Source organism: Saccharothrix hoggarensis (assembly GCF_042678885.1).
GTDB lineage: Bacteria > Actinomycetota > Actinomycetes > Mycobacteriales > Pseudonocardiaceae > Actinosynnema > Actinosynnema hoggarensis.
Genome location: NZ_JBHTLK010000153.1, coordinates 1 through 17,123 on the forward strand (window position 1 = coordinate 1; position 17,123 = coordinate 17,123).

Sequence of the window (17,123 nt, forward strand, 5' to 3'; positions counted from 1 at the left end):
GCCGCGGCCGGTGCGCCGGCCGGACCGCCGACAGCGGGTCCGTTGAACGACGGTCCTTTCGGCGCGCCCTGGTTCGCCGCGGGCGGGGCCGGTTGGGCGGGCGCGTGCGGGGTGTCGACGTGCGCCACCGGCCGGTCGAGGACCGCGGCCGACGACTGGTTGACCGTGCCCTCGGCCCTGGTGACGGTGTCCGTGACGGGGGCCGCGACCGCGCCGAGGACCGGGTCCACGACGTCACCGAGCCGGTTGACCAGACCGGGCGCGCCACCGGACTGGCCCGGCTGGCCGCCCGAGTGGCCGGGAGCGTGGTCGCGGCCGGACGTCACGGTGTCGGCCGCTCCCTGGACCGCGTGGTCCACGGTGTGCCCGACGCCCTGCGCGACGTTGCCGGCCGTGTCGAGGACCGGGTCCACGACGGCCGCGACCGGCGGCGCGACCGCGCCCACCGCGCCCACGACCGGCTGGGCCACCGCGCCGACCGCGTCGGTCACCCCGCCGACGAGACCACCGACCAGCCCTGGCGCCTGACCGCCGGCGGCTCCGCCCACGACCGGCGCACCGCCGCCGACCAGACCGCCCACCAAGCCACCCACCACGCCGCCACCGGCCGCACCGCCAGCTGGCGCACTGGCTGGCGCGCCACGGGCCGCACTGCCATCGGCCGGCGCACCGCCGCCGACAAGGCCACCGACCAGGCCGCCCACGGTGCCGCCACCGGGCGCACCGCCGCCCACGAGTCCACCGACCAGGCCGGCAGCCTGGCCACCGCCCGAAGCTCCACCGCCGGCCGGAGCACCGTCACCGCCGACCAGACCACCGACGAGGCCGCCGGCTGCGCCGCCAACCGGCAACCCACCGGCACCGCCACCGAGAAGCCCGCCGGCACCGCCACCGTGGCCCGAACCAGCGCCGTTGCCGGGGCCGTTCTGACCTGACCCCTGACCGACGTCACCGGGTCCGTGCACGCCGGGGTTGGGGTTGACGAGGGCCTGGCCGCCGCCGATCTGCACACCGCTGTCCAGCCGGACCGCGCTGGTCAACGTGTCGGTCAGGTGCGCGACGTTCGCCGCCGCCCCGCGCACCGCCGTGTCGAGGCCCAGCAACGCGGTCGGGTGGCCGGCGCTCGCGGCCTGCTGCGCGGCGTCGTTGTTCTTCGCCAGGTTCACCAGCTCGCGCACCAGTTCGACCTTGGCCGCGCCGATCTGCTCGGCCGCGTGGTCCAGGCGGTCGGCCGCGGCGGTGCAGCCGCGCACCACCGAGTTCAAGGTGCCGTCGGGCGCGGTGAACGCGTTCCAGTGGCCGCGGGCCGCTTCGGCGGCCGAGCCGGACATGGTGGCCAGCACCTTGCCCGCCGCGCCGTCGGACTCGCCCGCCAACGTCGACAGCTTGGCGCCCGCCTCCCGCCACGCGACGGCGGACGCGCGGAGGGCGTCCTCGTCGGCCTGCGGCCACGTCACGCCGGCCTTCGCCGCGACCTCGGCCAGTTCGGCCGGCAGCTCGATCCCCATCACGGCCCCCTGAGTCAGATCGCGCCGAGCGCGGTGCTGTTGCCGTCTTCGACGTCCCGGTACGTGCGGGCCGTCTCGGCGAAGCGCTCACCGACGCCCCCGAACCCGCCGCGCAACCCGGCGAGGCCGCTGAGCACGTCACCCGACGGCTGGACGTGGCTCGCCGCGAAGCTCTGCCCGATCGCGTCGCCGCCCCAGCAGTCGCCGATCGACTCCAGCACGCCGGTCAGGTCGCCCGCGATCTTCCCGGCGCGCTCGGCGAACGCGGTGAAGTCGCCCGCGCCCTCGGTGAGCCGGGCGAGGTCGGTCTGGAAGCCGTTCATCGCGATCTCCTCGGCGTGGCCTCGACGTCGAGCCAGTCGCGCTGCTCGAAGTCCTCGTCATCGTCAACGACCGGGCGGCGTCGAGGTGGCTGCGGCGGCCGGCTCTCGCCGACGTCGTCCGCGCCGATCTCCTCGGGGCGGAGGTCGGCCGTGCCGCGCAGCAACGCCTCGGGGTCCGTGCCGGCGGGCAGGACCGGGCTCAACGTCCGGTAGGCGGCTTCCGCGGCCTCGGCGGCCGCCGCCCGCGTGGTGCCCACGATCAGCTCGGCGAGCTGCGCCGGGCGGAGCCGGTAGGCGTGGTCGGCCAGCACGAGGTCCGCGAGCGAGCCCTTGGCGTCGACCACGGCGGTCACCGAGCCGTCCGGGCTGGTGGCCTTCCCGGACACGCGGGCGAGGTCGCGGTGCACGGACGCCAGCTGGTCACGGCTGCGCCGGTAGTCGGCGAGCAGCTCGTCCACCTGGGCGCGGTGATCGGTCATCGCGGCCACCTCCGGTCCTCACCGTCGCCGGGCATGGTCGTCGGTCGCGCGTTGGACGTCGTGACCGACGACCGGGTTCCCGCGCGTTCGAGGGAAATCCCGGCGTGGACGGCGCGGTGGACCGTCCGGGCCAACGCGGACCCGATCGCGGACCGCGGGCCGCCGTAGGGCTCCGCCGGGCCGTCCGCGGGGCACAGCAGGACGACGGCGTCGGTGACCGTCCCGGTGCCGGGCACGCCCGCCTCCGCCAGCGCCTGCGCCTTGGCCTCGGCGACGGTCGCGACCGCGTTCACCAGCGCCGCGTCCGCCAACCGCACCGGCAGCACGCACACCGCGTTGATCGTGCCCACGGCGGGCGCGACCTCGTCGACCGGCGGCGCGGCGGCCCACGTCGGGTGCGCCCCGATGCCGGTCGTCACCCACGACCGCACGCCGTCGTCCTCCGCGGGCACCACGTCCCGCACGTCGACGGCGGTCAGCAGCCCGGTCCCGGCGCCGCGCAACCCGAGGTCGTCCGCGATCTCCCGCACGTGCGCGTCCGGGTCGAGCCGCGCGTAGTCCTTCGGCACGGTGGCGTTCAGCACCCAGTGCCGGACGCCGAGCCCGCCGCCGTGCGGGCCGGACGAGATCGCCAGCGCCGGCCGACGAGGCCGCCACACCAGGACGCCGGGGTGCCGTTCGATCACGGCGCGAGCCGCACGAGCGCGCGGCTCGGTCCGCGCCGCTCCACCACCTCGAACCCGGCGTCGGTGAACATGCCCACCGTGCCGTGGTAGAGGTCGCCGGAGCTCTTCTTCGCCCCGCCCCTCTCCACCGGGTAGCCCTCGACGGCACGCGCGCCGTGCTCGCGGGCGAACCGCACGGCGTGCTCCAGCAGCAACGCGCCGAGGCCGCGGCAGGGCGGTGCGGTGGATGAAGAAGCACGTCACCGACCACACGTCGGACAGGTCCTCGTCGGGGTCCGCGGGCGCGGCGACCCTGGTGCGCGCCAACCTCGGGTAGGCCGGCCGGGGCGCGACCGCCACCCACCCGGCGGGCCGCTCGCCGTCGACCGCGAGCAACCCCACCGGCGCCCCGGACGACACCCTGGCGCGCAGCAGCTCCTTGTTGCCCGCCGAGCCGTTGGCCCGCATCTCGGCGCTCGCCTGGAAGACCCACGTGCACCAGCAGCCGGCCTGCGCGCCGTTCGGCCCGAACAGCTCCTCCAGCAGCGGCCACGTCTCCGGCGTCAGCTCCACGACCCGCACCGGACTACCCCCGCAGCGCCCGGACCACCCGCGACGGGCTGGGCCGGCCCAGCCGCTCCGCCATCCACGCGCTGGTGTCGGCGAGCTTGTCGAGGTCGACGCCGTGCCGGACGCCCAGCCCGTCGAGCATCCACACCAGGTCCTCCGTGGCGAGGTTGCCGGTCGCGGACTCCGCGTAGGGGCAACCGCCGAGGCCGCCCGCCGACGAGTCGACCGTGCGCACGCCCGCCTGCAACGCGGCCAACGTGTTCGCCAGCGCCTGCCCGTACGTGTCGTGGAAGTGCACGGCCAACCGGTCCACGTCGTCGAAACCGGCCAGCAGCGCCGTCACCTGGCCCGGCGTGGCGACGCCGATCGTGTCGCCGAGGGACAGCTGGTCGCAGCCCATGTCCAGCAGCCGCTTGCCGACGCCGACGACCTGGTCACGGGCCACCGCGCCCTCCCACGGGTCGCCGAAGCACATGGACACGTACCCGCGGACCCGCAGGCCCTCGGCCTTCGCGCGGGACACGACCGGGTCGAACATGGCGAACTGCTCGTCCAGCGACCGGTTCAGGTTGCGCCGCGCGAACGTCTCGGTGGCGCTGGCGAAGATCGCGACGTGGTCGACGCCCGCCCGCAGCGCGCGCTCCAGCCCGCGCTCGTTCGGCACCAGCACCGGGTAGGTGACGCCGGGGCGCTTGACCAGGCCGGCCAGCAGCTCCTCGGCGTCCGCCAGCTGCGGCACCCACTTGGGGTGCACGAAGCTCGTGGCCTCCAGCACCGTGCCGCCCGCGTCGGCGAGGCGGTCCAGGAACTCCAGCTTGGTGGCGACCGGCACCACCTCCGACTCGTTCTGCAGCCCGTCCCGCGGCCCGACCTCCCAGATCGTCACGCGGTCCGGGAGCCCGCTCCCGCCGACCGTCTCCGGCAGACCGACTTCACGCGCGCCCATCGCTGACCCTGTCCTCCGGCTGGTGGTCGTCCTCGGGGTTGTCGTTGATCTCCCGGTACAGCATGGAGTGGACCTTCTCGACGCCCGGGATGTCGTCGAACTCCAGCGGCTCGTCCGACGCCGACTCGATGATCAGCGTGCCGCAGCCCAGCACCCGGTCCAGCAGGCTGTGCTCGAACCGGACGCTGTTGATGCGGCCGAGCGGGATGTCCAGACCGGTCCGCTTGACCACGCCGATCCGGTACATCACGCGGTCGCTGGTGACGATGAAGTGCGTGGTGCGCCAGCGGACCACGGGCGCCACGGTCAGCCAGGCGACGAGCACCAGGACGACCGCGCCGAGGGCGATCCACGCGACCGACGCCCAGCTCTGGTCCGCCACGAGCGCCGCCAGGTACGCGCCACCGCCGACCGCGACGAGGAGCACGAGCACCGGGACGAGCAACGTCTTCCAGTGCGGGTGCTGGTGGATCACGACGTGCTCGCTCGGGCTGAGCAGGTCGTCCGGGTAGGCCACGACGGTCCCTTTCGGTGGCGGGGCTCGCCCAGTGCTGGGGCAGCCCTCACCGTACCCGCAGGTGCACCACGTCCCCGGCGGAAACGGAGTGGTCGACGCCGGCGTCGTCGCGCACCACGATCGTGCCGTCGGCCTCCAGGCGGTGGGCCGTGCCGAGCAGCGGCTCGCCCTTGGCCAGCTCCACCCGCACCGGGCGGCCGAGCGTGACGCAGTGCGCGCGGTACTCCTCGCGCAACGCCGGGTCGTCGCCGCCGGTCCGCCGCCACTGCGCCTCCAGCGCGGCGAGTTCGGTGAGCAGCGCGATCGCCACCGCGGTCCGGTCGAGCGGGCCCGCGTGGTCTTCGAGGCTGGTCGGCCGCAGCCCGCCCACGCCCGGCTCGACGTCGTCGGGCAGGCGGGCCACGTTGAGCCCGATGCCGACGACCACGGCCTGGGCCACGCCGGCGGTGACGTCGGCCAGCACGCCGGCCGCCTTGGCGTCCCCGACGAGCAGGTCGTTCGGCCACTTCAGGGTGGCGTCGACGCCGAAGGCCTTCGCCGTGCGGACCAGCGCGACCCCGGCCAGCAACGTGAGCCACGGCAGCCTGGCGGGGGCGACGCCGCTCGGGCGGAACAGGGCGCTGAGGTACAGGCCGCCGGTCGGCGACGACCAGCCGCGGCCGCGTCGACCGAGGCCGGCGGTCTGCCGTTCGGCGATGAGGACGGTGCGGTCGGGCGCGCCCCGGCCCGCCGCGGCACGCAGGTCGGCGTTGGTGGAACCGGTGTCGGCGACCACGTCGAGGGCCGCGTACGGGCCGATGAGCTGGTCGCGGAGCGCTGCGGCGTCGAGGGTCACGGCACGCACCCTATGAGCGGCGGCGGTGGCCCGCACGACCCGGTGCCGGGGAGTCGCGGCCCGCCCCGCGCGCTTGTCGGAGCGGTGTGGATCGCGGGGCGGGACGCGTGGTCAAGCCTGCAACCTCCACCGCGCTGGAGGTCAACACCGGCCGACCGTGACGTGGGCAACTACCCCAGTGCCCGCCGAGACGGGCTGGTTAAGCTGCCCGGTCATGAGCAGTGCGACCGCCCCCATCGGCGAGGAGCCGGACGTCCACACCACCGCCGGGAAGCTGGCCGACCTGCACCGGCGCAACGAAGAAGCCGTGCACGCCGGTTCGGCCCGCATGGTGGAGAAGCAGCACGCCAAGGGCAAGAAGACCGCCCGCGAACGGATCGAGCTGCTGCTCGACCCCGGCTCCTTCGTGGAGCTGGACGAGCTGGCGCGCCACCGCTCGACCAACTTCGGGCAGGAGCGCAACAAGCCCTACGGCGACGGCGTGGTGACCGGCTACGGCACCGTCGACGGCCGCCCGGTGTGCGTGTTCAGCCAGGACGTCACGATCTTCGGCGGCTCGCTCGGCGAGGTCTACGGCGAGAAGATCGTCAAGGTCATGGACCTGGCGATCAAGACCGGCCGGCCGATCGTCGGCATCAACGAGGGCGGCGGCGCGCGCATCCAGGAGGGCGTCGTCTCGCTCGGCCTCTACGGCGAGATCTTCCGCCGCAACGTCGCCGCGTCCGGCGTCGTCCCCCAGATCTCGCTGATCATGGGCGCGGCCGCCGGCGGGCACGTCTACTCGCCCGCGCTGACCGACTTCGTGGTCATGGTCGACAAGACGTCGCACATGTTCATCACCGGCCCGGACGTGATCAAGACCGTCACGGGCGAGGACGTCGGCTTCGAGGAGCTGGGCGGCGGGCGCACCCACAACACCAAGTCGGGCAACGCGCACTACCTCGGGGACAACGAGGAGGACGCCATCTCCTACGTCAAGGAGCTGCTGTCCTACCTGCCCGCGAACAACATGTCCGAGCCGCCGGTCTTCGACGCGCCGGACGACCTGGTGCACGGCCCCGTCGAGGACGCGATCACCGACGCCGACCGCGAGCTGGACACGCTGATCCCGGACTCGGCGAACCAGCCGTACGACATGCACGAGGTCATCACCCGGGTGCTGGACGAGGGCGAGTTCCTCGAGGTCCAGCCCCTGTTCGCGCCGAACATCCTGGTCGGCTTCGGCCGGGTCGACGGCCACTCGGTCGGCATCGTCGCCAACCAGCCCACCCAGTTCGCGGGCTGCCTCGACATCGACGCCTCCGAGAAGGCCGCGCGGTTCGTGCGGACCTGCGACGCGTTCAACATCCCGGTGCTGACGTTCGTGGACGTGCCCGGCTTCCTGCCCGGCACCGACCAGGAGTGGAACGGCATCATCCGGCGCGGCGCGAAGCTGATCTACGCCTACGCCGAGGCGACCGTGCCGCTGGTCACCGTGATCACCCGCAAGGCGTACGGCGGCGCGTACGACGTGATGGGCTCCAAGCACCTCGGCGCGGACATCAACCTGGCGTGGCCGACGGCGCAGATCGCCGTCATGGGCGCGCAGGGCGCGGCGAACATCGTGCACCGCAAGACGTTGGCCGCCGCGGCGGCCGCGGGCGAGGACGTGGACGCGCTGCGGGCGAAGTTGCAGCAGGAGTACGAGGACACGCTCTGCAACCCGTACGTGGCGGCGGAACGCGGCTATGTTGACAGCGTGATCCCTCCGTCGTCCACGCGCTCCTACGTCGCCCGGGCGTTGGCGATGCTGCGCGACAAGCGCGAGGTGCTGCCGCCCAAGAAGCACGGGAACATCCCGCTGTGACCGGGGCACCGCACCTCCGGGTCGTGCGCGGCAACCCGGACGACGTCGAACTGGCCGCCGTCACGGCGGTGGTGGCCGCCCTGTCCTCGGCGGGCACCACCGCCGAGGACCGCCCCCGCCGCTCCACCTGGGCCGACCCGTCCAGGATGGTCCGCCGCGCCCTACCGCACGGCCCAGGAGCCTGGCGAGCCTCAGCCCTACCCGGCTGACCCACCCGCCCCACACCGCCGCACTCCGCCCGCCCACCACATTCGCCCACACGCATCCGGCAACGACCCTCAACGGGACCACCGGTCGCGAGGCCGCGTCGGTCGTTCGCGTCCTCATTTCCCGACGATCACGCTTTTCGATCGTCGGGAAATGAGGACGTGAACGACCGACTCCCAGGCGGCCGAGCCGCGACGCCGGAGGCGGCGCAATTCAACACAACCCTCAACACCCCACCCGCCGGGAGTTCACCTGCACGCCGGTGTCGCCCAGAACGGTGACCTCGCGGCAGCGCACCCCGTCGGGCACGTGCAGGCGGACGCGCATCCACACGGTGCCGGCGCCGATCCGGGCGTCCAGCACCTCGACGCCCTGGGCGGCCACGGCGGCGGGCACGGCGTCGACGTGCCGCAACGCCCGCGCGACGGTGGTGACCTGGTCCATCAGCCGGTGCTCGGCGCGGTCGCTGCCGTTCGCGAACGGCCAGAACGGCACGCCGTACCCCACCGGGTCGGTGGAGACGACCCGTGCCGTCAGGACGAGGATCAAGACGGCCGGCGCGACCCACAACCACCGGTACCGGCCTCGACCCCGGTCGATCCGGCGGACCACCAGAGCCAAACGCTGCACGCTCCCGAGCGTGCCCAAGGTCCGGACCACGCGCATCGGTAGTTCTACGCACGGCCCCCGCCACGACGCCGTGAGGTCGTCGCGGGAGCGGTCGGGCTTCGGGACCACGTACCCGCGTCCCCCGCGACCGGCGTCGTCCGACGGGCTTCGGCGGGAGTCCTAGGCTGCACGTCGTGCGCTTCGTTCTCGCCTCCCAGTCCCCCGCCCGCCTGGCCGTGCTCCGCGCCGCCGGGGTCGAGCCCGTCGTCCGCGTGTCCGGCGTGGACGAGGACGCGCTGGCCGCCTCGCTCACCGACCCGACGCCCGAAGAGCTGGTCACGGCGCTCGCGACGGCCAAGGCGGAGGCGATCGCGTCGAGCCTCGACGACGACGTCGCCGCGGACGCGGTGGTCGTCGGCTGCGACTCGATGCTGCTGACCGCCGACGGCGAGGTGCACGGCAAGCCGGGCACGGTGGAGGTCGCGCGGGAGCGCTGGAAGAAGATGGCCGGCACCACCGGCACGCTGCTGACCGGCCACGCGGTGCTGCGGGTGCGCGACGGCGAGGTGGTGGACCGGACCGCCGGGCACGAGGCGACGCTGGTCCGGTTCGGCCGCCCGGCGGACGACGAGCTGGAGGCCTACCTGGCGACCGGCGAGCCGCTGCACGTGGCGGGCGCGTTCACGCTGGACGGGCTGGGCGGCTGGTTCGTGGACGGCATCGACGGCGACCCGTCGAGCGTGATCGGGATCAGCCTGCCGCTCACCCGGCGGCTGCTGCGCGAGATCGGCGTCGCGGTGTCCGACATGTGGTAGCCGTTGTCACATTTTCACTGATCCGGGAAGCTCCTCGAAGGTCTTTCGCGTTGGGGGAGCCGTGGGTGAATTGCTGACGCGCCGCCGTCACATCGACTTCGGGCGCAGGACGAGCGCGGGCTGTCGGGGCTGACGCCCCGCCGTCCGTCCCCGCGCCCACCCGTGCGCCCACCCCTGCGCCCACCCGGAGCAACCATGTCGTTCGTCCGCAGTTACACCAAGCCGAAGGTCTTCGGCGTCGCCGTCCTCGCCGCGCTCGTGCTGGGCGCGCTCGCCGGGTACGTCGCGAAGAGCGCCGAGCAGGAGTGGCTGACCACCACCCTCGGCCACATCGGCGACGTCTTCACCAGCCTGTTGCAGTTCACCGTCATCCCCCTGGTGTTCACCGCGATCGTGGTGGGCATCACGAGCCTGCGCCGGCTCGGCACGAACCGGGCGGCGCGCCTCGGCGGCAAGACGCTGCTGTGGTTCGCCATCACGTCGCTGATCGCCGTGCTGATCGGCCTCGCCATCGCGTTGGTCTTCAAGCCGGGCGCGGGCGTGCAGGTCCAGCCGTCGCAGGCGGCCGTGGAGAAGCTGGCCGCGCGCGACCCCGGCTCGTGGAGCACGCTGCTGGAGACCCTGATCCCGTCGAACCTGTTCAGCGCCTTCACCGAGGGCGAGGTGCTGCAGGTCGTGTTCATCTCGGTCCTGGTGGGCTTCGCCGCGTACGCGCTGGGCGAGAAGGCCGAGCCGTTCGTCACGCTGACCCGCTCGGTGTTCGACCTGATCCAGAAGGTCGTCGGCTGGATCGTGCTGCTGGCCCCGATCGGCGTGTTCGGCCTGATCGGGACGGCGTTCGCGACGTACGGCAACTCGTTCGTGCGGCCGCTGTTCTCGCTGATCGCGTCGGTGTACGGCGGGTCGCTGCTGGTGCTGTTCGTGGTGTACCCGCTGCTGCTGCGGTTCGTCGGCCGGGTGTCGCCGGTGACGTTCTTCGGCAAGGCGTGGACCGCGATCCAGTTCGCCTTCGTGTCGCGCTCGTCGGGCGCGACGCTGCCGCTGAGCCGGCAGACCGCCGCCAACCTCGGCGTGGACAACGACTACGCGTCGTTCGCCGTGCCGCTGGGCACGACCACGAAGATGGACGGCTGCGCCGCCGTGTACCCCGCCATCGCCACGGTGTTCATCGCGAACCTGTTCGGCGTGCAGCTGGGCGTGTGGCAGTACGTGGCCATCGTCGCGGTCGCCGTGTTCGGCGCCCTGGCGACCGCCGGCACCACCGGCTGGTTCACCATGCTGACGCTGACCCTGGGCGCGGTGAACATGCCGCCGGAGGTCATCGCCACCGGTGTCGCCGTGGTCTACGCGATCGACCCGATCCTGGACATGGTCCGCACGGCCACGAACGTGACCGGCCAGATCACCGTCCCGGTGCTCGTCGCCCGCGGCGAGGGCCTGCTCGACGACGAGGTCCTGAACGCCCCGAGCGAGCCGCCGCTGCTGAGCGCGCCCCGCACCCCCGTCCCCGCCTGACCGGGACGTCCGACACACCGGCCCGGCCGCGGGAGCCACCTCCCGCGGCCGGGCCGCTCGCGTTCCCGGGCCGCTCGCGTTCCCGGGCCGTTCGCGTTCGGGGGCCGTTCGCGTTCGCAGGCAACACGCGGCCCGACACACGGCACGGCCCGAGGCCCACGGACCAGTCACGCACCGCTCACTCCCGCACCACCCGACGTCCACGGGCCGGGCACCGACCCCGCCGAGGCCCAGGGGTCAGGTGCCGCACGAGCCGAGGTCCGGCGGGCTCGGCCCGACCTCCGGCCAGCCCGGCAGGGCCTCCGGCACGTCCACGACGGCCGTGCAGCCCAGCTCACCGCCACCCTCGGCCAACGAGAAGACCTGCGCGAACCAGCCCGCGCAGTCGTCACCCGACGGGCACGCCCGCTGCACCGCCACCACGTCGGCGACCGTGTCGTCGTCCACGTCGCGCAACGCCAGGTACGCCCCGCTGGAGACGTACGGCACCTGCGCCCGCGACCACGCCCCCGACCTGCGCACCAGCACCTCGCCGAGCACCTCGCCGTCGACCTCCCCGCGCACCAGGCACACGCCGACCTCGGCGTCCACGCACTGGAGCGACGCCTCGGTGATCTCCGCCCCCGACGACGCGATGGTCAGCTCGAAGATGTTCGGCCCCGAAGCGCCGGCGGTGCGGATGCGGCCGGCGCCCTCGCCGACCAGCAATTCCACTGAATCGACACCGACCTCCCGTTTCACGATCGAACGACACGTCGTCGTGCCGCACCGCAATTCGTCCTGCGGCGCGGTGGCGCCGGCGTCGGACAGGGCCGGAGGGCGCAGTGACCAGGCGATGACCAGCCCCGCGACCGTGGTGAGGACGGCCGCGCAGGCGACCACGAGCGCGGCTGTGGGCGGGCGTGTCACGATTGCCGATTGTTCCACCCAGGCGTGAGGTGTCTCTCGGTCACGGTGTACTGAGGGGTCACTAAACTCCCCGACCATTGCCGCTCCAGTTCCAGCGTTGCCAGGAGGTAGGACGTCGTGTCGCTGCGCAAGGTCCTCGTCGCCAACCGCGGTGAGATCGCCGTCCGGGTCATCCGCGCCTGCCGGGACGCCGGTCTGGCCAGCGTCGCCGTGTACGCGGACCCGGATCGGGACGCCCCGTTCGTCCGGTTGGCGGACGAGGCGTTCGCCCTGGGCGGCAGCACGCCCGGGGACAGCTACCTGTCGGTGGACAAGCTGCTGGACGTCGCCAAGCGCGCCGGCGCCGACTCGGTGCACCCCGGCTACGGCTTCCTGTCCGAGAACGCCGACTTCGCGCAGGCCGTGCTGGACGCGGGCCTGACGTGGATCGGGCCGACCCCGCAGGCCATCCGCGACCTGGGTGACAAGGTGACCGCGCGGCACATCGCGATGCGCGCGGGCGCGCCGCTGGTGCCCGGCACCAAGGACCCGGTGAACGGCCCGGACGAGGTCATCGCGTTCGCGCGGGAGCACGGCCTCCCGGTCGCGATCAAGGCGGCGTTCGGCGGCGGCGGCCGCGGCCTGAAGGTCGCCCGCACGCTGGAGGAGATCCCGGAGCTGTTCGACAGCGCGGTGCGCGAGGCCGTCACGGCGTTCGGCCGCGGCGAGTGCTTCGTGGAGCGGTACCTGGACAAGCCGCGGCACGTCGAGGCGCAGGTCCTGGCCGACCAGCACGGCAACGTGATCGTCGTCGGCACGCGCGACTGCTCGTTGCAGCGCCGCCACCAGAAGCTGGTCGAGGAGGCGCCCGCGCCGTTCCTGACCGACGAGCAGCGCGCCGAGATCCACCGGTCCGCGCGCGCCATCTGCAAGGAGGCCGGCTACCACGGCGCGGGCACGGTCGAGTACCTGGTCGCGGTGGACGGCACGATCTCGTTCCTGGAGGTCAACACCCGGCTGCAGGTGGAGCACCCGGTCAGCGAGGAGACCGCGGGCGTCGACCTGGTGCGGGAGCAGTTCCGCATCGCCGCCGGCGAGGTGCTGCGGTTCACCGAGGACCCGACCCCGCGCGGCCACTCGATCGAGTTCCGCATCAACGGCGAGGACGCGGGCCGCAACTTCCTGCCCGCGCCGGGCACGGTGACCACGTTCACCGCGCCGTCCGGCCCCGGTGTCCGGGTGGACGCGGGCGTGGAGGACGGCACCGTCATCGGCGGGCAGTTCGACTCGCTGCTGGCCAAGCTGATCGTCACCGGCGAGGACCGCACCCAGGCCCTCGAACGGGCGCGTCGCGCGCTGGACGAGATGGTCGTCGAGGGCATGGCGACGGTGCTGCCGTTCCACCGCGCGATCGTGCGCGACCCGGCGTTCGTCGGCGACGAGGACGGCTTCACCGTGCACACCCGGTGGATCGAGACCGAGTTCGACAACACGATCGCGCCGTTCACCGACGGCGCGGAGGCCGAGGAGGACGAGCCGCGGCAGACCCTCGTGGTCGAGGTCGGCGGCCGGCGGCTCGAGGTCTCGCTGCCCGGCGACCTCGCGTTCGGCGGCGGTGGCGGCGGCGGCGCGGCCAAGACGGCGGTGAAGGCCAAGCCCCGCAAGCGCGGCGGCGGCAAGGGCGGCGCGGCGGCGTCCGGCGACTCGGTGACGGCGCCGATGCAGGGCACGATCGTCAAGGTCGCCGTCGAGGACGGTCAGCAGGTCGAGGCGGGCGAGCTGATCGTCGTGCTGGAGGCCATGAAGATGGAGAACCCGGTCACCGCGCACAAGTCGGGCGTGGTCACGGGCCTGGCCGCCGAGCCGGGCGCCACCGTCACCCAGGGCACCGTCCTGTGCGAGATCAAGGAATAGGCTCACCCGCGTGAGCGAGCGGGACATCCGGGTCGGCGACGCGGAGCGCGAGCAGGCGCTCGAACTGCTCGGCACGCACCTCGGCGAGGGGCGGCTGAGCGTGGACGAGTTCGGCGAGCGCTCCGCCCGCGTCGCCACCGCGAAGACCCGCGGGGAGCTGTACGCGCTGTTCGGCGACCTGCCCGCGCCGCGACCGACGTTCCCGCAGGTCGTGCCGCACGTGCCGCCGCCCGATCCGGCCGTCCGGCGCACGTTCCAGCTCGACCCCCGCGTCAGCAGCGCCGTCCTGACCGGGGTGGCGGTGGCGGCCGTGGCGCTGTACTTCGTGGCGCGCACGCCGTTGGTGTTCCTGCTGATCCCGCTGGTGTGGCTGCTCATCGGCCGCATGGGCAGGCGGTGAGCGCGCCGTCGCTGCTGCTGCTCGACCTGGACGGCGTGCTGCGGCGGTTCCCACCGGACGGCCCGGTCGAGGACCGGTTCGGCCTGCCCCGCGGCACGTTGGCGCGGGTGTCGTTCGCGCTGTCCGGTCCCGCGATCGTCGGACGGGTCGGCGACGAGCAGTGGCGGGAGGAGGTGCGCGAGCACCTGGTCGCCGTGGGCGTCGCCCCGGACGCGGCGGCGGGCGCGGTGGCCGCGTGGACCCGGACCGGCGAGGTCGTGCCGGAGGCGCTGGAGCTCGTGCGGCGGGTGCGGGCGCGGTGCCGGGTGGCGCTGCTGTCCAACGCGACCGACCGGCTGCCGCGCGACCTGGCCGCGCTGGGGCTGGACCGCGAGGTGGACGCCGTCGTGACGTCCGCCCGGCTCGGCGTGGCGAAGCCGTCGCCCGAGGCGTTCCGCCGGGCGCTGCGGGTGCTCCAGCACTCGCCGTCGGGCACGTTGTTCTGCGACGACAACGCGGAGAACGTGGCGGCGGCGCGGACCATCGGCCTCGACGCCGTGCACACGCCGGACTTCGCCGCGCTGCACGGCGCCCTGGCGTCACGGGGCCTGCTGGACGACGGCGCGCGCGATCGGCCGGAGGACGGGGCGGGCTCGTTGCTGCTGGTCCTGCACGACCGCGACGACGCCGAGGAGGCCGCCCGCGAGCTGGCGGCGGCGGGCTGGTCGCCGTGCGCGGTGCACAAGGACCTGCTGGCGGGCGAGGACGACGTCGAGGACGCCGACTGGGTGGTGGAGCTGACCACCGGTCCCGACGACCAGCCCGCTCAGGCCCACCGCGGCCTGCTCGAGGAACTGGCCGCGCGCCACGACGGGTTCGTCACCGACTAGTCTCGCGCGCCATGGAGGCCGTCGAGATCAACGCGGGTGAGTTCTACCTGCGTCAGCTCCGCGCCGACGACCGCATCGACGACCGGGTGGCGCTGGTGGCGGGCGGCCGGTGCGCGGACCTCGCGGCCGACGGCGACCTCGGCGCGGCCCGCGCGGCCCAGTGGCGGGACGACGAGTGCTGTTCCTGGGCCGTGTGCGACCAGCTCACCGGGACGGCCGTCGGCGAGGTCGCCCTGTCCGCGGCGGGTGAGCTGACCTGCTGGACCACGCCCGACCTGCGCGGCAGGGGGATCGCGACGCACGCGGCGCAGGCCGTGCTGCGGTTCGGGTTCGGCTTCCTCGACCTCCCGCGCGTCACCGCCAGACCACCGGACGGCGCGGCGCGCCGGGTGGCCGAGAAGTGCGGCTTCACAGCCGGGGGTCCACAGGGCGTGTGGACCCGGCTACGGTAGGTGCTCATGAGGGCTGCTCGCATGATCATCGCCGCGCTGGCCGCGCTGGCGCTGGCCGCGTGCACGCCCTTTCCGGAGAAGAAGGCCGACGGCCGGGTGGACGAACCGCTGCCCGCGACGACGACCCCGGTGCTGTCGCTGCCGCCCCGGCCGGAGGAGATCCCGCTGGACGACGTGGACCCGTGCGCGGTGCTCTCGGCGGAGCAGCGGGTCGCGCTGAGCCTGGACAACGCGCCGAGCGCCTACGTGGAGACGAGCTTCGGCAACGCGAAGGCGTGCACCATGCGCAGCAACATCAGCGGGAACGTGGTCCGGCTGGCCCTCGTCACAGTGGAGGGCGTCGGCGTGTGGCTCAGCGAGAACGCGCAGGTCGAGGCCACCGAGACCACGATCTCCGGTTTCCCCGCGCTGACCGTGCGGACGCCGGGGATGGACAACGTGTGCAACGTCGAGGTGGACGTGGCGGAAGGGCAGTTCCTGGACGTGTTGTTCCGCGACGGCGGCAACGAGACGGCGGCAAAGCAGGACACCCTGTGCCAGGGGGCGCAACGGGTGGCAGAGGCGGCGGTAGCCGGTTTGCGGCAACGACGCTGATCTGTGCGGGGGATGTGCGTTCCACCTACTCCCCGCTGTCGGACCCTGTGGCTAGAGTGACCATGCGCGACGAGACGAGGAAGGCGGGGAGGTCGTCCATGCCGTCGGAAGACCGCGGTCACGGAGCCGACACGGGTTCACCACCGCCCTTGTCGCACACGCTGAACGTCGAACCGAGTGCCATCCCCAGCTTGCGCAGCGCGTTCTCGGGCGCGCTGACCAAGCTGGACAAGCAGATCGAGCTCGCCATCACCGAGGTGCGGGTCCGCCCGTGGGCCGGCGACCCGGTGAGCCAGGACGCGGCGGAGAAGTTCAACGAGCGCTCGCTCGAATCGGGCGACTCCGCGCTGACCGCGCTGGAGAACTACCAGCGGCAGCTCAAGTCGGCCATGGACGCGCTCACCCTGGTCGAGCAGCAGTACCAGTCCATCGAAGACGACAACACCGGGTTGATGGGACAGCAGGGCGGCCGCTGAGCACCCGGCGCAGGCAAGGGGAACGTTCATGCCCGATGGACACCGCTGGAGCGGCTACAGCCACGAAGAGCTGTACGAGAAGATCAACTCCGGCCCCGGTCCGGGGGCGTCGCACGCCTCGATGGAACGGTGGCAGGGCGTCTCGGCCGCGCTGACCGAGATCAACGCCGAGCTGCACACCGGCGTGCTGCGCTCCGGCGCCACGTGGGAGGGCGACGCGGCGGAGAAGGCGCGGAGGGGCATCAACCCGCTGGCCGCGTGGGCGGACGACGCCCGCGCCGGCGCGGAGGTGATGCGGACCTCGGTGGAGTTACAGGCGGACTACATCTCCAAGGCCCGCGCGGACATGCCGCCGCCGGTGAAGGTCACCGCGGAGCAGCCCAACGCGCTCGTCAGCGCCCTCACGAACCTGGTGGGCGGGCAGACGGACTACGAGATCCAGGAGAAGGCCCAGAACGCGGCCGAGCAGCGGGCGCGCGAGGTCATGACGACGTACGCGTCCAGCACGGTGTCGAACACCAGCACGCTGGCGCAGTTCCACCAGCCGCCGCAGCTCGTGATCAGCGCGTCCGAGGTGACGCGCAACGAGTCGGCCGCCGTGTCGGGGTCGGGCTGGTCGCACAACGGCCCGCGTGGCGGCCACGGCGGCGGTCGCGGTTGGCGCGGCAGCCGAGGCGGCCGCACCGGCGCCGCGG

21 protein-coding genes are annotated in these 17,123 nt (G+C 73.6%); 11 read left to right on the plus strand and 10 right to left on the minus strand.

Annotated elements, in window-relative coordinates:
- The 8 genes from ACFQ3T_RS24595 to ACFQ3T_RS24630 all read right to left on the minus strand — a co-directional run.
- The coding region (locus ACFQ3T_RS24595; protein ID WP_452603486.1) for a WXG100-like domain-containing protein at positions 1 to 1,508 on the minus strand (1,508 nt) is incomplete at its 3' end.
- 14 nt (positions 1,509 to 1,522) lie between these two features.
- On the minus strand, positions 1,523 to 1,831 hold the full coding sequence (locus ACFQ3T_RS24600) for a WXG100 family type VII secretion target (protein WP_380726313.1): 309 nt from the start codon (positions 1,829 to 1,831) through the stop codon (positions 1,523 to 1,525).
- Entirely contained in the window at positions 1,828 to 2,310 is a 483-nt protein-coding gene (locus ACFQ3T_RS24605) for a YbaB/EbfC family nucleoid-associated protein (protein WP_380726315.1), read from the minus strand. The genes ACFQ3T_RS24600 and ACFQ3T_RS24605 overlap by 4 nt, the downstream gene beginning before the upstream one ends.
- Positions 2,307 to 2,996 carry an adenosylcobinamide amidohydrolase gene (locus ACFQ3T_RS24610; protein ID WP_380726317.1) on the minus strand — a complete coding sequence of 230 codons (690 nt, stop codon included), beginning with the start codon at positions 2,994 to 2,996 and terminating at the stop codon, positions 2,307 to 2,309. Before ACFQ3T_RS24610 ends, ACFQ3T_RS24605 begins: the two co-directional genes overlap by 4 nt.
- Positions 2,993 to 3,190, minus strand: coding sequence for a hypothetical protein (locus tag ACFQ3T_RS24615; protein WP_380726319.1), 198 nt, complete (start codon positions 3,188 to 3,190; stop codon positions 2,993 to 2,995). The genes ACFQ3T_RS24610 and ACFQ3T_RS24615 overlap by 4 nt, the downstream gene beginning before the upstream one ends.
- 371 nt (positions 3,191 to 3,561) lie before the next feature.
- Positions 3,562 to 4,491, minus strand: a complete 930-nt coding sequence (locus ACFQ3T_RS24620; RefSeq protein WP_380726321.1) for a hydroxymethylglutaryl-CoA lyase — start codon at positions 4,489 to 4,491, stop codon at positions 3,562 to 3,564.
- On the minus strand, positions 4,478 to 5,008 hold the full coding sequence (locus ACFQ3T_RS24625; RefSeq protein ID WP_380726323.1) for a PH domain-containing protein: 531 nt from the start codon (positions 5,006 to 5,008) through the stop codon (positions 4,478 to 4,480). The genes ACFQ3T_RS24620 and ACFQ3T_RS24625 overlap by 14 nt, the downstream gene beginning before the upstream one ends.
- A 46-nt stretch (positions 5,009 to 5,054) precedes the next feature.
- Entirely contained in the window at positions 5,055 to 5,843 is a 789-nt protein-coding gene (locus ACFQ3T_RS24630; RefSeq protein WP_380726325.1) for a biotin--[acetyl-CoA-carboxylase] ligase, read from the minus strand.
- A 214-nt stretch (positions 5,844 to 6,057) separates the two neighbouring features.
- On the opposite strand from ACFQ3T_RS24630, the gene ACFQ3T_RS24635 reads away from it, so the two are divergent.
- Together ACFQ3T_RS24635 and ACFQ3T_RS24640 are read left to right on the plus strand one after the other, a co-directional pair.
- Complete coding sequence (locus ACFQ3T_RS24635) at positions 6,058 to 7,689, plus strand: acyl-CoA carboxylase subunit beta (RefSeq protein WP_380726327.1); 1,632 nt, start codon at positions 6,058 to 6,060, stop codon at positions 7,687 to 7,689.
- Complete coding sequence (locus tag ACFQ3T_RS24640; protein ID WP_380726329.1) at positions 7,686 to 7,898, plus strand: acyl-CoA carboxylase subunit epsilon; 213 nt, start codon at positions 7,686 to 7,688, stop codon at positions 7,896 to 7,898. The genes ACFQ3T_RS24635 and ACFQ3T_RS24640 overlap by 4 nt, the downstream gene beginning before the upstream one ends.
- Before the next feature lie 223 nt (positions 7,899 to 8,121).
- Here ACFQ3T_RS24640 and ACFQ3T_RS24645 read toward each other — a convergent pair whose 3' ends face one another.
- On the minus strand, positions 8,122 to 8,526 hold the full coding sequence (locus ACFQ3T_RS24645; protein WP_380726330.1) for a hypothetical protein: 405 nt from the start codon (positions 8,524 to 8,526) through the stop codon (positions 8,122 to 8,124).
- A gap of 173 nt (positions 8,527 to 8,699) precedes the next feature.
- Here ACFQ3T_RS24645 and ACFQ3T_RS24650 point away from each other — a divergent pair, with 173 nt between their 5' ends.
- Together ACFQ3T_RS24650 and ACFQ3T_RS24655 are read left to right on the plus strand one after the other, a co-directional pair.
- Positions 8,700 to 9,320 (plus strand): Maf family protein, encoded by a 621-nt coding sequence (locus ACFQ3T_RS24650; protein ID WP_380726332.1) that lies wholly within the window; start codon positions 8,700 to 8,702, stop codon positions 9,318 to 9,320.
- A 195-nt stretch (positions 9,321 to 9,515) separates the two neighbouring features.
- Positions 9,516 to 10,835 (plus strand): dicarboxylate/amino acid:cation symporter, encoded by a 1,320-nt coding sequence (locus ACFQ3T_RS24655; RefSeq protein ID WP_380726334.1) that lies wholly within the window; start codon positions 9,516 to 9,518, stop codon positions 10,833 to 10,835.
- A 237-nt stretch (positions 10,836 to 11,072) separates the two neighbouring features.
- Here ACFQ3T_RS24655 and ACFQ3T_RS24660 read toward each other — a convergent pair whose 3' ends face one another.
- Positions 11,073 to 11,744, minus strand: a complete 672-nt coding sequence (locus ACFQ3T_RS24660) for a hypothetical protein (RefSeq protein ID WP_380726336.1) — start codon at positions 11,742 to 11,744, stop codon at positions 11,073 to 11,075.
- A 117-nt stretch (positions 11,745 to 11,861) separates the two neighbouring features.
- Between ACFQ3T_RS24660 and ACFQ3T_RS24665 the strand changes: the two genes are divergently transcribed.
- From ACFQ3T_RS24665 to ACFQ3T_RS24695, 7 genes are all read left to right on the plus strand, one after another.
- A complete protein-coding gene (locus tag ACFQ3T_RS24665; RefSeq protein ID WP_380726338.1) occupies positions 11,862 to 13,637 on the plus strand; it encodes an acetyl/propionyl/methylcrotonyl-CoA carboxylase subunit alpha in 1,776 nt (591 codons plus the stop codon).
- A gap of 10 nt (positions 13,638 to 13,647) precedes the next feature.
- Positions 13,648 to 14,037, plus strand: a complete 390-nt coding sequence (locus tag ACFQ3T_RS24670) for a DUF1707 SHOCT-like domain-containing protein (protein WP_380726340.1) — start codon at positions 13,648 to 13,650, stop codon at positions 14,035 to 14,037.
- Complete coding sequence (locus ACFQ3T_RS24675) at positions 14,034 to 14,906, plus strand: HAD family hydrolase (RefSeq protein ID WP_380726342.1); 873 nt, start codon at positions 14,034 to 14,036, stop codon at positions 14,904 to 14,906. The genes ACFQ3T_RS24670 and ACFQ3T_RS24675 overlap by 4 nt, the downstream gene beginning before the upstream one ends.
- An 11-nt stretch (positions 14,907 to 14,917) precedes the next feature.
- Positions 14,918 to 15,358 (plus strand): GNAT family N-acetyltransferase, encoded by a 441-nt coding sequence (locus ACFQ3T_RS24680; RefSeq protein ID WP_380726344.1) that lies wholly within the window; start codon positions 14,918 to 14,920, stop codon positions 15,356 to 15,358.
- A 6-nt stretch (positions 15,359 to 15,364) separates the two neighbouring features.
- Complete coding sequence (locus ACFQ3T_RS24685) at positions 15,365 to 15,952, plus strand: DUF3558 domain-containing protein (RefSeq protein ID WP_380726346.1); 588 nt, start codon at positions 15,365 to 15,367, stop codon at positions 15,950 to 15,952.
- A 191-nt stretch (positions 15,953 to 16,143) separates the two neighbouring features.
- The gene (locus ACFQ3T_RS24690; protein ID WP_380726348.1) at positions 16,144 to 16,428 is read left to right on the plus strand and encodes a transcriptional regulator; all 285 of its coding nucleotides are present in this window, start codon (positions 16,144 to 16,146) and stop codon (positions 16,426 to 16,428) included.
- A 28-nt stretch (positions 16,429 to 16,456) separates the two neighbouring features.
- Positions 16,457 to 17,123 (plus strand): PPE domain-containing protein (locus ACFQ3T_RS24695; RefSeq protein ID WP_380726350.1); only part of this gene is annotated, 667 nt, incomplete at its 3' end.

Coding starts and splice junctions, on each gene's coding strand:
- ACFQ3T_RS24600 (WP_380726313.1), bottom strand. CDS start 1,831: ATGAACGGCTTCCAGACCGACCTCGCCCGGCTCACCGAGGGCGCGGGC.
- ACFQ3T_RS24605 (WP_380726315.1), bottom strand. CDS start 2,310: ATGACCGATCACCGCGCCCAGGTGGACGAGCTGCTCGCCGACTACCGG.
- ACFQ3T_RS24620 (WP_380726321.1), bottom strand. CDS start 4,491: ATGGGCGCGCGTGAAGTCGGTCTGCCGGAGACGGTCGGCGGGAGCGGG.
- ACFQ3T_RS24635 (WP_380726327.1), top strand. CDS start 6,058: ATGAGCAGTGCGACCGCCCCCATCGGCGAGGAGCCGGACGTCCACACC.
- ACFQ3T_RS24655 (WP_380726334.1), top strand. CDS start 9,516: ATGTCGTTCGTCCGCAGTTACACCAAGCCGAAGGTCTTCGGCGTCGCC.
- ACFQ3T_RS24680 (WP_380726344.1), top strand. CDS start 14,918: ATGGAGGCCGTCGAGATCAACGCGGGTGAGTTCTACCTGCGTCAGCTC.
- ACFQ3T_RS24685 (WP_380726346.1), top strand. CDS start 15,365: ATGAGGGCTGCTCGCATGATCATCGCCGCGCTGGCCGCGCTGGCGCTG.